The following is a 15,517-nucleotide window of genomic DNA, read 5'->3' as shown; positions in this document are numbered from 1 at the left end:
GCCTCTGGCTCGCTGGTTGAACGACATCTCAAACGATTTGACGTATACCGAATAGCTTGATTGTCTCCTTAGTAGGGAATCGCTCAGGGAGTCGTTCGAGATAACGAGCCAGAGGCTCGAAGCCAGTCGGCACGCGTCAGAGACGCGCGCCAGCAGCCTTTTTGGTAATAAAAAATCCCCCGACCTCACGGCCGGGGGATTTTTTATTCAAGCATCAGCCAGGCGGCTTATTGCTTGGTTACCTTGATAGTCTGGCTGTGGCTGGCGTCGCTGTAGCGCACTAGGTAGATGCCGGCGGCCAGATTGCTCAGCGAGAACGTGGCTTTCTGGTTGGCGACGGCCGCCGTTTGCAGCACGCGGCCGGTGAGGTCGGTGAGCTGGGCGGTGGCCTGGGCTGCCGCCGTGGCTACCTGCACCGTGAGCACCGAAGTAGCCGGGTTCGGGAAGGCCGTCAGGGCTACGGCCTGGTGGCCGGCGCGGGTGCCGGTGCCCAGCAATACGTTCACCGTATAGTCTTCCGCCTCGCCATAGTCGGAGGCGCTGGCGCCGCAGGCCATGGTGGGCAGCAGCACGGCATCGTCGCCGCCGCGGATGCGCATTTTGGTCAGGCCGGCCTGGGCCGTAGTGGGCACCACTACCGAGATGGCCGCCGTGCCGGCGCTGCCCGCGTCGGTGTTCAGCGAGAAGAATTCGTTGGCTTCGAATACGCCACTGTGGTCGAAGTCAATCCAAAGGGCGCTGAACTGCACCGCCTCGGGGCCGAAAGCCACGTTTACCGTGGCCGTGGTGCCGGTGGTGATGTCGGGGATGGGCAGCGTAGCGGGCTGGCGCGACGAGTAGTCGTGGTAGAACGGCGCCACGTTGCTGGCGGCGGCCGTGTTGCTGGTCATGTTGTTCAGGCTCACTTCGCGGATGATGTCGCCGGTGCCGCCGCTCACGTAAGTGGGCACGCAGTAGCAGGCCGAGAAGGCAGCCCGGGTTACCGTCACCACCGTCGAGTTGGCCGAGGCAGTAGCGGCGGCGCAGCTTACGCGCAGGCGGTAGTCGGTGCCGGCCGTTTGGTTGGCCACGGTGTAGGTTTGCGTGGTGGCGCCAGCGATGTCGGTGAAGGTATTAGCTCCGGCCGGGCTGCTCTGCCACTGGAAGGTAAGGCCGCTCACGCCGGGCACGAGGCCGGTCACGTCGAGGGTGAAGGGCGTGTTGGGGCAGGCCGCCGCGATGGACGAGGTGGCCGTGCCCGCCACCGGCGTACCAGCGCAGGGCACCGGCGCCGCCAGGGTGATGAGGTAGTCTTCGGTTTCGCCCACCAGGGCGTTGGTGCAGGCCTGGGCAGCCGTCAGGGCGCCGTTGGTCGAGCGGATGCGCATGCGGGTGGTGCCCGACGAAGCGTTGCCCGGCACCACGATGGTAGCCGTGAACGAGGTGTTCAGCTGCTGGAAGCCGGTGGCCGGGCCGGTGCCCACGGCAGTGTATTCGCTGGCTTCGAAGGTACCGTTGCGGTTGAAGTCAATCCAGGCACCCACCTGGCTGTTGGCAGCATTGAGGCGCACATCCACCGTGAGGGGGTAGCTGGCGCCGGGGGCCAGCAGGGTGGTCAGGGCCGTGTTGGCGCTGTAGTCGATGTAGCCGCCGGTGGTGCAGGTAGTAGCAGTGTTTGCCAGCGTGCCGATGGTCACGCCGCGCACCCACTCGTTGGTGCAGTTGCCGCCGGTGGGCGTGCAGTAGCAGTTGATGAAGGTGCTCTGGGCTACCGAAACGATGCCCGACGTGGTCGAGAGGCCGCTGCCGGCGCAGGTCACCGTCACGCGGTAGTCGGTGGCGGCCGTCTGGGTGGCACCGGTATAGGTGGGGGTAGTCTGCGAGGCACCCAGGTTAGTGAAGGTGTTGGCCCCGGCCGGGCTGCTCTGCCACTGATAGCTGATGCCAATCTGGGGCGACGAGCCGGGCAGGTTCAGGGTGATGGGCGTGGTGGTGCAGGCGCTGGGTACGCTGGCCGTGGGCGTGCCGCCGGCCGGCGTGCCGGAGCACACGGGGTTCAGGGTCACGGCAAACACGTTGAGCACGCCGGGCGTGTTGGTTTTGTTGAACGTGATGCTTTGAATCAGCTTGTTCACGTTGGCCGTGCTTATCGTCAGCAGGCGCTGGTACATGCGCGGGTTATCCACAATGTTTTCGCGGTTGTCCACGGTGCGCTGCACCCGGCCCAGGCCGGTAGCGGCAAACGGCGTGCCCCCAAACCAGTCGTTCACGGTCAGGCCCGTAAACGCCTGGGTCGTGTTGTCGCTGAAGGTCACCGTCACGTTCACGTTAGTAGCGGCGTCGCCCGAGGTCGCCAGGAAGTAGACTTCGCCAGCCGCCTGCGGCGTAGCCAGCGTGAAGGTGCCACTGCCGGCGCCGGCCGTCTGGCCACCGCCAGTGGCGGGTATGCGCAGGTCGTTGTTGCCGGTATACGAGGCCAGCTGGAACATCAGGCCCGGCGTGGCAGCGCTGTTGATGATGCCGTTAGCCGGCAGTTTCGAGGTGCCGGCGGGGTTATACACGGCGTCCATAAACACGTAGCCGGCCCCATCGAGGCCCGTCGTAGTCGACGTAGTAGCCGAGCCGGTAGCATTATTAGCCACCACGTCGTGGTTGAAGCCGGTGACGACGACGGGCGTGTAGGCCTCGGCTGCCGTCGTCAGGCCCAGGGCGCTTAGCGCCAGGCCCATCATTTTGGTAAGATTACCTTTCATGCAATAAATGTGAGTTAAAGTTTTTTGGAGTGATTGGAATGTTGGGGTGGTGAAAAGAGGAAAAATGAGGTGTAGGTTTGAGCAAGCAATTTACTTAATTTCAAAGGCATAATCAGCCTTTCACTCAGAAATATTCTGCGCTGAACCCGCTTTTTGCCGGCCGCTGGCGGGGCTTGCGCGCAGGCTTTTGGAAATAAGGCCGCTACTGCTCGCGGGGTTCAGAACACCAGGCTCGGCAGCAGCCCGAAAAAAAGGGGCGGGAAATTGCTTTCCCGCCCCTTCCAGGCTTATTCGACCACCACGCGTCGGGTGGCGGGCGCCTGGCCGGCCACCTGCACCGTGAGCAGGTAAGTGCCGGCCGCCAGCCCGGTGGTGGGCAGCGTGGCCGCATTCCCGCCGAAGGTCTGGGTGGCAACCACCTGGCCCAGCACGGTGCGTAGCGTGAGGGTGGCTTTCGTGGCCGGGGCGTCGAGCGCCACGTGCAACGCCGCTTTGCCGCTGGCCGGGTTGGGCCATACGCTGAACGGCGAGGCCAGCGCGGCGGCCGTGCCCGTCACGCTGCCCGGGCGGCCCAGCAGCAGCTCGAAGCGGCCATTGAGCGCCCCGGCCTGCGCGGCCGTGAAGGCGTAGCTCGTCACCTGGCGCAGGTCGGTGCGGGTGTTCAGCTGGTGGTCGAGCAGCAGCACGGCGGTGCCGGCGTCGAAGTGGGCCAGGGCCGTCACATCGAAGCGGTAGCTGCCGGCGGCGGGCACCTGCAGCGTCAGCGGCAGGCGGGTTTCGACGGTGGCGGCCGTCGTCGGCAGGCCACTGATGGCCAACGGACCATTGCCCGGGCCGGCCAGCTGCGTGGCTACGCTCAGGCCGCTGGAGTTGGGTAGTTTGGCTGCGTCGAAGGCGGCGTCGGTGCCAGTGGCGGTGGCGCCGGCCTGCAGGTACACGATGGTTTCGTCGGTGCCATTGCTGGCCAAGCCGCCCAGGGCCAGGCGTAGCACCGGGCGCTGGTCGGCCGTGGTGCGGTGGAAGGCTGGGTTGGTGTAGCTGGTCACGCGGTGCGCGTTCTGGAAGCTGAAACCGGCCGGCACGGGCTGCGTGGTGCGCACGAAGAAGGCCTGCATGGCCGGCAGCATGCCATCGAAACTATTGGTGCCCATGCCGTTCACGAAGGAGCGGTAGAAGCCGCCGTATTGCGAGTTGGGCTCAAACACGTACACCGAAGCATCAATGCCCGCGGGCAGCCCGCTCACCTGGCTCCAGTTGAGGGGCGCCGGGTAGGGGTTGCCGAGCAGCTGCCAGCCCGAGTTGGCGGTGCCGCTGTGGCTGAGGGCGCCGGTGTTCACGGGGCCGGTGTTGAGCACGCCCGAGAGGTCCACCAGTTGCGGGGCGATGTTCACGGTGTAGCCTTTACCGGGCGTCAGCACGTCGCTGGTGGCGCTGGGCGAGTGCCAGCCGATATCGAAGCCCGGGTAGGTGGCCGTCAGGCGGCTTTCCTGGTAATCGAACACGTTGGGGAACTGCGCCAGCGGCAGCGAGGGCGTCGGCAGGGCGTTGTAGGCCGGGTTCACCAGGGGGAAGAACGTGTTCGTACCCAGCTCACTCAGCGGCGTGGCCGTCATCGGCGAGCTGTAGTGGCGGTAGCCCGGGCCGCTGTAGCTCGTGCTCGGCGTGGCCGCGCGCTGCATAATCGCCACCCCGCTGCCATTGTTCTGCACCCGGCCGCTGCCGCTGTTCACCACCATCGCCGTCATCGTATCCACCGAAATCAGGGTCAGGTTGCTGGCGCCCAGGTTGAGGTCGCCATTGGCCAGGGTCAGCATCCGGCGCACGGCGGTGGCCTGGCTCAGGCCTACGTGGGCGGCGTTGTTCACCATCAGGTTGCGCACGGTGGTGGGCAGGCCATCGCCGGTTACCTGGCTGGCGGTGCCGTTGTATTCGTAGCTGGCGTTGGGGCTGAACGAACGCGGGCCCGTCACCTGCACGGCGCCGGTGGCGCCGCTGGCGCTGATGCCCGCCGGGTTGCAGATGCGCAGCGTCGAGCCGGCATTGGCCGTGAAGCCGCCCACCCCGCTCAGCACCTGGCAGCCATCGGCAAAGCTGCCGCCCGGCTCCACCGTCAGCCCGGCTGCTACCGAGGTAGCGCCGGCCAGCGTGCCATTGCCCGTGCCGGTGATGGTGATGCTGTTGTAAGCACCCGCCGGAATTGGCAGCGTCGTGCTCACAATCAGGTCGGCGTCGATGATATTAACCGTGTAATCCTCGGTTTCCCCGTTCCAGCCCAGGGCGCAGGGGTCGGAAGAGTTGTTGTCGTTGTGCCAGCGCACGCGCAGGCGGGTCAGGCCCATCGGCGCCGCGGTGGGCACCGTGAAGGTGGTGCTGAACGTGAGCGTCTGCGGGAAAGAGCCGCTGGTCGGGCCGTTGCCAATCACCTTGTACTCCGGCGTCGTCTGCTCGAAAACGCCGTTTCTGTTGAAGTCGATGTACAGCAGCGCCTGCGAGTTGATACGGTTATCGCGGGCCGTCACCGTGATGGTGTAGGTGTTGCCGCGCATCAGGGCGGTGGTCTGGGTGGCTGTGGGGCTCACGGTGTAGTCGGCGTAACCCGAAATCGGGGAAGCTACCGAGTTACCGGTCGTGTTGTTGATGCTGCCCACGGTCACGTTGGTGAAGTATTCGTCCAGCGACGAGCTGGTGGGCTTGCAGTAGCAGTCGGCCAGGGCCGACTGGGCGACGCTCACCGTGTTCGAGGTCGAGGACTGGCCGCTGGCCGTGCAGGTTACCACCAGCCGGTAGTCGGTAGCCGCCGCCTGGCTGCTCATGGAGAAGGGGTTGGTCGTGGCCCCGCTCAGCGCGGCGAAGGTATTGGCCCCGGCCGGGCTGCTCTGCCACTGGTACGTCAGGCCCGTGGTACCGGCCGCAACACCCGTAGCACTCAGCGTGAACGAGGCACTCGCACAGGCCGAGCTGACCGAGGCGGCGGCCGTGGTGGTGGGCGGGGTGGCGGTGCAGGGCACCGGCAGGGCGATGCTCACCAGGTAATCTTCTATTTCGCCGTAGTTGCTGGAGCTGCTGGCGGCAGTGCAGGCCTGCGTGCTCAACAGCACCACGTCGTTGCCGCCGCGGACGCGGATTTTGGTCTGGCCCGTCAGGGCGTCGGCCGGCACGGTGATGGTGAAGGTCGAGGTACCACCCGAGCCAGCGCTGGTGCCGGCCGTGAAGAATTCGTTGCTGTCGAAGGTGCCACTGTGGTCGAAGTCAACCCAGGCACCGCTGTACTGGGTGCCGTCCGTGCCCATTGTCACGGCCAGGGTAGCCGTGCCGCTCAGGTAGAGCGTGGGAATGGGCAGCGTGCCCGCCGTCTGCACCGAGGCGTAATCGGTGTAGTAGGGCGCGACGTTGGTAGCTGACGAGGAATTGGTGAGGGTGCCGTCGGGCGCCGTGAGCACTACGCGCGTGACGCCATCGGTGCCAATGCCGGTGGCTACCGGCGTGCAGTAGCAGCTGATAAAGCTGTTCTGGGCCACGCTGATGATGTTAGCAACCGACGACTGACTGCTGGCCGTGCAGGTAACCACCAGCTGGTAATCGGTGGCAGCCGTTTGGCTGCTCACGGTGTAGGGGTTGGTGGTGGCCCCGCTAATGTTGGTGAACGTGCCGGCACCCGCCGGGCTGCTCTGCCACTGGTACGCCAGGCCGATGGGGTTGCCTGGGTTGGTGGCCGAGAGCGTGAACGATGTGCCCGTGCAGACGGTGGTGGCGCTGGCCGAGGCCACCGGAGCAGCCGGCGTGCCGGCGCAGGGCGTCTGAGGCACCAGGGTCACGGTGTAGTCTTCAGTTTCGCCGTCGTAGGTCACGTTGCAGGCGTCGGTGGCGCTGAAGTTCGGGTAGCCGGCAATGCCCGAGTTGGTGCGGATGCGCATGCGCGTAGGGCCGGCCAGCACCGAGGCCGAGGCCGCCGGAATTGCCAGGCTGACCGTCAGCGGGCGGGTGCTGATGGGCGTGCTGTTGGCGAGGTATTCGGAGGCGTCGAAGGTGCCATTATGGTCGAAGTCAATCCACACGGCGTAGCGGTAGCTGTTGGTACCGCCGATGGTCAGCGTCAGCGGGGTGCTGAGGCCCATGTCGAGGTTGGTGGTAGTGGTGGCAGCGGGGGCAACTAGCGTGTAAGTGGTGCCCGCGCAGGTCGTCGTGTTGTCAATCGAGCCGATGCGCACATTGGTGATTGCGCCGTAGGTCGCGCAGCCGTTGGTCGAGCTCGTGGCGCAGTAGCACTGGTCGAAGCTGCTCTGGCCCACGGTCACTTCATTGGAGGCGGTGGGGCTGCCGCCAAATTCGCAGGTCACAATCAGCTGGTATTCGGTAGCGGCCGTCTGGCCGGTCACGGTGTAGGGGTTGGTGGTGGCCCCGTTAATGTCGGTGAAGAAGCCCGTGGAGCCGGCCGGCCGGCTCTGCCACTGGAAGGTAAAGCCGCCCAGCGTGGTCGATACGCTGTTGGTCGAGAGCGTAAACGAGCCGTTGGCGCAGGCGCTGCTCGTGCTGGCAGTGGCCATCACGGTGAGCGGCGGAGCCGTGCAGGTGGGTGCATCGGCAATGGTGATGAGGTAGTCCTCGGTTTCGCCGTACCAGGTGGTGGTGCCCGACAAGCAGGGCGCCGCCGCCAGGTTGGCCGGCGTGTTGCTGAAGGTGCCGTTGCGCCAGCGCACCCGCACCCGCGTGGGGCCCAACTGGGCCGCCAGCGGCACTGTCAGGTCCTGCAGGAAGCTTACCAGCGTAGTAGCGCTGGAGTTGACGATGAAGACGTTTTCGCTGGCCTCGAAGGTGCCGCTGTGGTCGTAGTCAATCCACATGCCGCCCTGCGAGTTCGTATTGTTCGACTTCACCGTCAGGTTGATACCGTTCACATAAGGCACCCCGCGGTATACCGTGGTCGTCAGGCTGGCGTTGTTGGTATAGTCGTTGAAGCCGGCGGGCGAGCTGCTGGTGTTGGTGCTGCTGCTCGAGAAGCCGCTCACGCCCGGCATGGTCACGTTGGTGATGTACTCGCCGGCCGAGCCGCTCAGCGGGATGCAGTAGCAGCTGAGGTAGCCGTTGTTTACCCGCACGGCGCTGGAGGTGCTGCTGGCGCCGCCGTTGGTGCAGGTCACTACGGCGCGGTACTCGGTGTCGGCCATCAGGCCGGTTACCGAGTAGAAGGGCGTGGTTTGGGCGGTGCCCAGGTTGGTGTAGGTGCCGCTGCCGGCGGGGCGGCGCTGCCACTGGTAGCTCAGGCCCGTCAGGGCGGGGTCGATGCCCGTCAGGCTCAGGGTAAACGTGGCTGTAGAGCACACCGCCGAGGCCGACGCGGTGGCCGTGCTGGCGGCGGGTACGCCGGCGCAGGGGGTGGGCGTCACCAGGTTGATGGTGTAGTCTTCCGTCTCGCCGTAGATGAAGCCCGTGCAGGCGTCGGTTGCCGTAAGCGGATAGGTGGTCGAGGCAAAGAAATACTGCGTGCGCACGCGCATTCGGGTAGGCCCGGTCAGGGCCGTGCTCGGAATGGTGAGCGAGGGCGTTACCGTGGCGGTGCTGCCGGTGGTGTTGCCCGAGTTCGAGCCAATCACCAGGTACTCGCTGGCCTCGAAAGTGCCACTGCGGTCATAGTCAATCCACATGCCGGCCTTGGCGTAGCGGCCCAGCGTCACCGACATCGTATAGGTGTTGCCCAGGCTCAGCGTGCCCGAGGCCGTGGTGGTCGGCACGTTGGAGTAATAGGGTGTGCCGGCGCAGGTGGTGGCGTGGTCGAGCCCGCTACCCGGAATGGCCACGCGTAGCAGGCCGGCGTAGGTGCCGCAGCCGGTGCTGTGCGTGGGCGTGCAGTAGCAATTCAGGAAGTTGTTTTGATTGACCGTCACCTCCGTGCCGGTGCGCGACAAGCCCGAGCCCGTGCAGGTTACCACCAGGCGGTAGTCGGTAGCGGCAGTCTGGCTGGCTACGGTATAAGTAGGCGTGGTCTGCACCCCGCCCAGGTTGGTGTAGGTGTTGGCGCCCGTCGGGCTGCTTTGCCACTGAAAGGTGAAGCCGCTGGCCGCCGACAGGCCCGTCACCGTCAGGCTGATGGGCGTGTTGGAGCACACCGCCGTCTGGCTGGCCACGGCCGTCACGCGGGGCGGCGTGCCCGTGCAGACCGTCGGCGCGCCAATGGTGACGAGGTAGTCTTCGGTTTCGCCGTACCAGCTGGTGGCGCCGCTGGTGCAGGCGTCGGTAGCCGCCACGGCGCCATTCCGCCAGCGCACCCGCATCCGGGTGACGCCGATACGCACGGCCGAAGTATTCGGAACAGTCAGAAAGCTGTTGAACGTCACGGGCTGGCCGGTCAGGTTGCTGCGGCCAAATTCGGTGTATTCGCCGCTGTCAAAGGTTCCGTTCTGGTCGTAGTCAATCCAGTAGCCGCCCTGCGAGCCGTTGTTGTTGGCCTGCACAATGACACTGAGCGGGTAGTTGCCACCCTTGTTGAGGGTGGTCGTCAGCGCGGTATTCGTGGTGAAGTCGCCGTAGCCGTTAGTCGAGTTGGCGTTGGTAGCATTGGTGAAGCCACTGGCGCCGTTCACGCTCACGCTGCGGATGTACTCGTTGCCCCCCGTGCTGGTGGGGGTGCAGTAACAGTTATAGAAGGGGTTTTGCGTCACCGTCACGGCCGTCGAAGTGGCCGACTGGCTGGTAGGGATGCAGGTCAGCACGGCGCGGTAATCCGTCGTGGCGGTTTGCCCGGTCACGACGTAGGTGGGGTCGTTGGCGCCCGCGATATCCAGCCAGCCGGCCCCGCCCGAAATGAACGACTGCCACTGCACGCCTACGCCCGGGGCCGAGGTAGCCCCGCTCAGCGACAGCGTTACCGAGCCATTGGTGCACACGTTGGTGGCGGTCGATGCGGTGGTGCCGCCCGTGGGAGCGGCGGCGCACAGCGTGGGGGTATTCACGCTCACGGCAAACACGTTGACGGCGCAGTTGGCGGTGCTGGTTTTGGCTACGGTAATGCTGGCAATGTCCTTCGCCATATTATCGTTGCGCAGCGTCAGCTTCAGCTGGTGCAGGCGGGGGTTCGTGGCGTTGTTCTCGACACCGCTGGCTGCAGTGCGCGCCACGCGGCCCGTGCCGCCCAGCGCGTCGGTGGCGAGAGTGGTGTACCAGTCGGCCAGCGACTGCCCGGCAAACACCTGCGTGGTCGCATCGGTAAACGTAACCGTTACGGTAGCGGTGGCCGCGTTGGCGCCAGTGCCGCCCCCGCCGGTATACAGCAGGTAGATGTCGGCCGCCTTCGTGGGCGCCGCCAGCGTCAGCGTGCCCGAGCCGACGCCCGCCAAGCCGGTGGCCGGAATACGCAGCGAGTTAGCGGCCGAGTACGAGGCCATCTGGAAGCTCAGGCCGGGTACCGAGGCGCTGTTTAGGATGCCCGAAACCGGCAGCCCGCGGGTAGCGGCCACGTTGCTGGGGTTGCTGTAGCCGCCGTTCACCATCAGGCAGTAGCCGCCGCCGTTGGAGCCGTCCACATCATAGGTGCTGACGGCCGGGGCCGCTACACTGGTGCCGTTGGCAATTACGTCCTGGTTGAAGCCCGTAACCGGTACGGGTACCAGCGCGGCCTGCGCCCCTAGCGGCGTGCCCAAACTCAGCGCACCCAGCGCCAGCTTCAAGAAATGAGTAAGTTTTTTTTTCATGCGGTATAGAATAGGTAGTGGAGGTGTTCGGTAGCGAGCGTTTCGCAATGTATGGCCTTTTAACTTTTGAACAAAACCAATGTTCGCCCCCGACTCGGCCCACTCCCCCATATTCTGCACCTACCGCACAACACTTCCGCAAAACACCTTTTTCATATTTCGAAACAACATATTATTAATCAAAAGATTATCTTCACACAAACCCTGCAAAAGCGTTGGCGTCTGTGTACCGCTTCCACACACGTATTTTTTCGCCAAAAATGCCGGCCTCAGGTCAGCCATCGGTTCCAAGCAGGCTTTAAAACGCAACCAGGGCCTTTTAAAGCCTGCTTTACAAGCGTCCCGACGAAGATTTACGGCACAAGCCCGCGACAAATCCGGCGCGACTTTTGCAGCGCATTCGGCCCTTTCTGAAATTGCACTTTTCCTGCTTTAGCAGATTGTCATTATTTGCGGCAGCAAATTCGCAAGTCTGCTTTCGGGCACGATTGAAGCCTGCCGAATCAGCAACAAAGCTGCCATTTGGCTATGCTGCGTGGCTAGCTGATAAGTAGGCCAGTACGTCGTCCATGGTCGGGGCGGTGTGGAAGCTCACCCCCACTAAGTCGGCTTCGGCCACCTGCTCCAGCAGCCAGGTCACGTGGTAGGGAATGTGAACGGCGCAGGCGCCCAGCCGCGCCACCGGCAGCACGTCCGACTTCAACGAGTTGCCAATCATCACGAAAGCCTCGGGCGGCAGGGCGTAGCGGGCCAGCAGGCGGCGGTAGGTAGTCTCGTTTTTCTCGCTCACGATTTCGACGTGGTCGAAAAACTCGCCCAGGCCCGAGCGGGCCAGCTTGCTTTCTTGGTCGAAGAGGTCGCCCTTGGTGAGCACCATCAGCGTGTGGCCGCGCCGCCGCAGCTCGGTCAGGATGTCGACCACCCCGGGCAGCGGCTCGATGGGAAAGTCGAGCAGGCGTTTGCCTAGCTCGATGAGCTGCTGCAGCTCGTGGCCGCGCACAGCCCCGTCGGTGAGCTGGATGGCCGTTTCAATCATCGACAGCATAAACGACTTGGCGCCGTAGCCAAAGAGCTGCATGTTTTGCCGCTGCACGTCGTAGAGACGGGCGTTGATGGCCGCCGCCGCGCCATACGGCGCCAGAATGCGCATAAACTCCGCCTCCACGTGGTCGAAGTGCGGCTGATTGGGCCAGAGGGTGTCGTCGGCGTCGAAGGCAATGAGCTGGGGCGTGGGCATGGCGGCGGCGGCGTAAAAAGCCGCCCAAAGGTACCGAACTTGCGGGCCGTATGAAGCAGCTGATTGACCTCGCCACCTGGCCGCGCCGGGAGCATTTTGCCTTTTTCTCGCAGTTTGACGAGCCTTTCTGGGGCCTCACCACCAGCCTCGACTGCACCCGCGCCCACGCCGAGGCCCGGCGCCTGGGCGTGTCGTTTTACCTGTATTACCTGCACGCCACGGCGGCGGCGGCCAACCGCGTGCCCGAGTTTCGCTACCGCGCCGAAAACGGCCAGGTGGTGTGCTACGACGAGGTGCACGTCTCCCCCACCATCGGCCGGCCCGACCACACCTTTGGCTTCGGCTTCATCGAGTTTCGGGCGGCGCTGGCCGAGTTTGTGCCGCTGGCCCGGCACGAAATCGCGCGGGTGCAGGCCCTGGGCGGCCTGGGTTTGTCGGACACCACCGCCAGGCCCGACGTGCTGCACTGTTCGGCGCTGCCGTGGGTGCAGTTCACGGGCTTGTCGCATGCCCGCAGCTTCCGCGGAGGCGACAGCTGCCCGAAAATATCCTTCGGCAAGCTCTACACCGAGGGCGAGGGGCTGCGCCTGCCGGTGTCGGTGCACGTGCACCACGGGCTGGCCGATGGCTACCACGTGGGCGAGTTTCTGCGCATTTTGCAGGAACTGCTGTAGGACTCTGCTTTTGTCCGGCACCTGTGGCTTGGCCGAGGCGTTTTAATGCTCTACTCGCCTCAGCTTCTGCGGCGTGTAGCGCGCCAGACGAGCATGGCACCAGCCGCAACAAAGGTGAAGAATTTGATAAAGATGTATGGGGCAGAATTCATGGCTCTAAGCTACGAATGGCCCGGACATGGCCGGGGCTTATGGCACCATTAAGGCGCTACCACCACCCGCACCGCCGCCGGCTGGCTGGCGCCACCCCGCGCCCGCAGCTGGTACACGCCCGGGGCCAACCCGCTAAGCTCCAGCTGTCCCTGCGCCACGAGCGGCTGCTGGCGCACCACCTGCCCCAGGCTATTGAGCAGGCACAACTGTCCTACTGTCGCAGCGCCCGCGTACTCGACGTGCAGCACCTTGCTGGCGGGTATCGGCCAGGCCCGCAGCAGGGGCGCGGCCGCCGGCGTGGGCCCCACGGCCACCACCGGCGAATAGCTGGCCGCGCCATTTGCATCGAGCTGGCGCAGGCGGTAATACGCCGTGGCGGCCGGCGGCTGCGCATCCGCAAAAGTGTAGGCTGAAGGCCGCGCCACGGTGCCCGCGCCCGCCACAAAGCCCAGGCGCCCGAACTCCTGCGCCGGCCCGGTCGCCCGCTGTATTTCAAAGCCCCGGTTCTGGCTTTCGGAGGCCGTTTGCCAGCTGAGCAGCACGCGGCCGGGCTGCCGCCGGGCCGTCAGCTGCGTCAGGGTCACGGGCAGGGCACCGGCGGGCAGCGTGGTGATAGTGAAGCTGGTGGCCGCCGTCAGCACCAGCGCCAGCTGGTGGGTGGCGGCATCGTAGGCGAAGCTGCTCACGGCCGGTCCCGCCACGCTTTCGGGTGTCTGGGGCAAAGCCAGGGTGAGCGTGGTGGCGCCGCTGACGTAGCCGGCATATTGCGTGGCGGTGCGGCGCTCCCAGCCCAGCGTCACCCGCTCGGCGGCGCGGGCTACCGGGTGCTCGCCGTGGCGCAGCACCGTGCCCTGCTCCATAAATAGCTGGGCAAACTCGCCGGCCGTGGTAATGGAATAGAGCAGCAGCCGGCCGTCGGTGCGCAGGGGTGCCGTCAGCAGTGAGTCGCTCACCGTTAGCAAGGTATTGGCCGATTGCGCCAGCAGCATATCATGGTGCGTGGCACTGCGCACGGCCAGCCCGGCCGCCCCCGCTAGCCGGTGGCTGCGGATATGCGGCGCGGCCCCGACAAACGGATACAGCGCCGCCAGAAACTGCGTCTGGGCCTCACCCTGCCGCTCCACGAGCAGGGCGGTATGGTTTTCGGGCGTGTTGTAAGTCAGCTCGTGGGGGCGGGCGGCGGCGGCGAACGTGGTGCGGCCCAGCGAGTCGGCCGGCGTGGCCACGTGGGCCAGCAGGCTCACGCCGTTTTTCTGCCACAGCCCTTCTTCCTGCTCGAAACGAGGCGTGAAATGGCCGGTGGCGGCCGTAGGCGCGTCGGCGGTGCCGTAGCCGTGCAGCTGCCAAGTGTAGGCGTGGGCGGTGGGGGCCGTCAGCACGTCGTGCAGCACGAAGTATTGCCCGCGTACGGCCAAAGCCCGGCGGCTGAGCTGGGTGCCCTGGTAGGTCGTCTGCACTTCGCCGTAGGCCAGGCCGGGGGTGTGCGCCAGCGCCTGCACGGTGGCCGGCGCATCGTTGGCACTGCCGGCGGTGCCGATGGCCGGGCCGGCACCGTCCACCAGCACCAGGTTGTGGTTGGGGGCCTGGCCCACGGTGCCGCGGCTGGCGTAGCTCAGGTAGCCGGGGTCGAGGGCCAGCAGCTGGCCGTAGGCGTGCAGCACGAAGCTGCTGGCATCGGCCTGGCTGTGGCCGCCCGCGTTGGCCTGGGCGGCGCCGCTTTTGCCGTAGAGGTGCAGGTAGGTGGCCAGCGAGTCGGCGCCCGAGCGAAACACCAGGTTGCCGCTGGCGGGCAGGGCCGTGAGCAGCGCCGGGGAAGCCGGTGGGCCGGGCGGCAGGTTGGCGGCCAGGTAGGCGGCGCGCATATCCACGGTCAGGTCGCGCAGCTGCCTGGTAAGGGTGTTGAGCTGACTGGTTTCCAGCTTGCTCAGGGCCAGCGGGCGCAGGTACTGCGACTTGCCGGTGAGGGCCAACTCGGGCATGCCCATGTCGATGTAGGAGTCTTCGAGGGCCGGGAAGCGCCCGTCAGGCATCATGATGGTCGTTATCCACTCGTAAAGCCGGTCGTAGCGCGGGTCGTGAAACGGGTGGCGGATGCGGCGCGTGGTGGCACCCACGGTGCAGCTCAGCGTGGTATCGGGCAGGAAGTTACCCAGCGCCCGAAAAAAGGGCAAACAGTTCAGAAAGGCGTACTTAAAGTAGTATGGCCCCTCGGCGTAGCCCGCCACGGCCGCGGGGTCCGACTGCCGTCGGGCGTCTTCCCACAGCACGTTGTCGAGGTGGTAGAGGCCGGTGTTGAGCCAGGCTTGGGGCTGTTGCGCGGCGTCGGCGCTGCCAGTCTCGTTCAGCACCACGGCGGCCAAACCCAGCGCGGCGGCCGTCATCAGGGCGTGGTTGTTTTTGATTTGACCAAAAAACGTGAAGCTGCTGATGTTGAGGTAGGGCGCGGTAGCCGCCCGCTGCAGGTTGCCGGCGAAGGCCTGCAGCCGCGCCTGCCCCGCCGCCAGCGCTTCGGCCGGCGCGCCGGCTCCGCGCAGCAGGTCGTAGGCCGTGAGGTAGTCCATGAGCTCCTTCGAGCGCCACTGCCACTGGTCGTAAGAGCTTGTGGCCGGGGGCGTAATGAAGGGCTCGACCTGTGGGTTGAGGGTGGCCAGCAGCCGGGTTACGCGGGCCCGCAGGCTGTCGCGCTCGGCCGGCGGCAAGGTTTCGGGCGCGCCACCGGCGGCCGGCCGCCGGTTTAGCAGCGCCACAAAGGCCGCATTCTTCGCAAACGTGGCCCGCGCCCGCCGGCCGCTCGTCGAGCTGTTGTCGGTGGGCGGGGCGGCGGCGGTTTCGGCATACAGGCCCGCGTAGAGGTTCGCCGCGACCGGGGCCGCCAGCGCCGCCCGCACCGCCGGCAGCTCCGCCGCCGTCAGCAGCGTGCGCGGATAACCAACTGCCGCCCCGGCCGGCTGCCAGCTTCCCTCCTGCCCTGCTGCCCGCCCGGCCAGCATTCCCAAACACCACAGAAAAACAAAAAACCGCAAAGGCTACCAGCTA

Annotated in this window: 5 protein-coding genes; 1 reads left to right on the top strand and 4 read right to left on the bottom strand. The window is 65.8% G+C overall.

Annotated elements, in window-relative coordinates:
• Positions 1-227: 227 nt before the first annotated feature.
• From Q5H93_RS05235 to Q5H93_RS05225, 3 genes are all read right to left on the bottom strand, one after another.
• Positions 228-2,732, bottom strand: a complete 2,505-nt coding sequence (locus tag Q5H93_RS05235; RefSeq protein WP_305005445.1) for a GEVED domain-containing protein — start codon at positions 2,730-2,732, stop codon at positions 228-230.
• A gap of 287 nt (positions 2,733-3,019) precedes the next feature.
• The gene (locus Q5H93_RS05230; protein WP_305005444.1) at positions 3,020-10,417 is read right to left on the bottom strand and encodes a GEVED domain-containing protein; all 7,398 of its coding nucleotides are present in this window, start codon (positions 10,415-10,417) and stop codon (positions 3,020-3,022) included.
• Between the two features lie 526 nt (positions 10,418-10,943).
• Positions 10,944-11,654 carry an HAD family hydrolase gene (locus Q5H93_RS05225; protein WP_305005443.1) on the bottom strand — a complete coding sequence of 237 codons (711 nt, stop codon included), beginning with the start codon at positions 11,652-11,654 and terminating at the stop codon, positions 10,944-10,946.
• Between the two features lie 50 nt (positions 11,655-11,704).
• Here Q5H93_RS05225 and Q5H93_RS05220 point away from each other — a divergent pair, with 50 nt between their 5' ends.
• Complete coding sequence (locus tag Q5H93_RS05220) at positions 11,705-12,328, top strand: chloramphenicol acetyltransferase (RefSeq protein ID WP_305005442.1); 624 nt, start codon at positions 11,705-11,707, stop codon at positions 12,326-12,328.
• 200 nt (positions 12,329-12,528) lie between these two features.
• On the opposite strand, the gene Q5H93_RS05215 is transcribed toward Q5H93_RS05220, so the two are convergent.
• The gene (locus Q5H93_RS05215; RefSeq protein WP_305005736.1) at positions 12,529-15,471 is read right to left on the bottom strand and encodes a heparinase II/III domain-containing protein; all 2,943 of its coding nucleotides are present in this window, start codon (positions 15,469-15,471) and stop codon (positions 12,529-12,531) included.
• Positions 15,472-15,517 lie beyond the last annotated feature (46 nt).

It is taken from the genome of Hymenobacter aranciens (genome assembly GCF_030580865.1).
Classification (GTDB): Bacteria; Bacteroidota; Bacteroidia; order Cytophagales; family Hymenobacteraceae; genus Hymenobacter; species Hymenobacter aranciens.
The sequence above is the reverse complement of the archived record's forward strand: the minus strand, read 5'-3'. Positions and strand labels throughout refer to the sequence as shown.

Excerpts from the sequence above, each read along its gene's own strand:
- Q5H93_RS05220 (WP_305005442.1), top strand. The coding sequence starts at position 11,705 with ATGAAGCAGCTGATTGACCTCGCCACCTGGCCGCGCCGGGAGCATTTT.
- Q5H93_RS05235 (WP_305005445.1), bottom strand. The coding sequence starts at position 2,732 with ATGAAAGGTAATCTTACCAAAATGATGGGCCTGGCGCTAAGCGCCCTG.
- Q5H93_RS05225 (WP_305005443.1), bottom strand. The coding sequence starts at position 11,654 with ATGCCCACGCCCCAGCTCATTGCCTTCGACGCCGACGACACCCTCTGG.
- Q5H93_RS05215 (WP_305005736.1), bottom strand. The coding sequence starts at position 15,471 with ATGCTGGCCGGGCGGGCAGCAGGGCAGGAGGGAAGCTGGCAGCCGGCC.
- Q5H93_RS05230 (WP_305005444.1), bottom strand. The coding sequence starts at position 10,417 with ATGAAAAAAAAACTTACTCATTTCTTGAAGCTGGCGCTGGGTGCGCTG.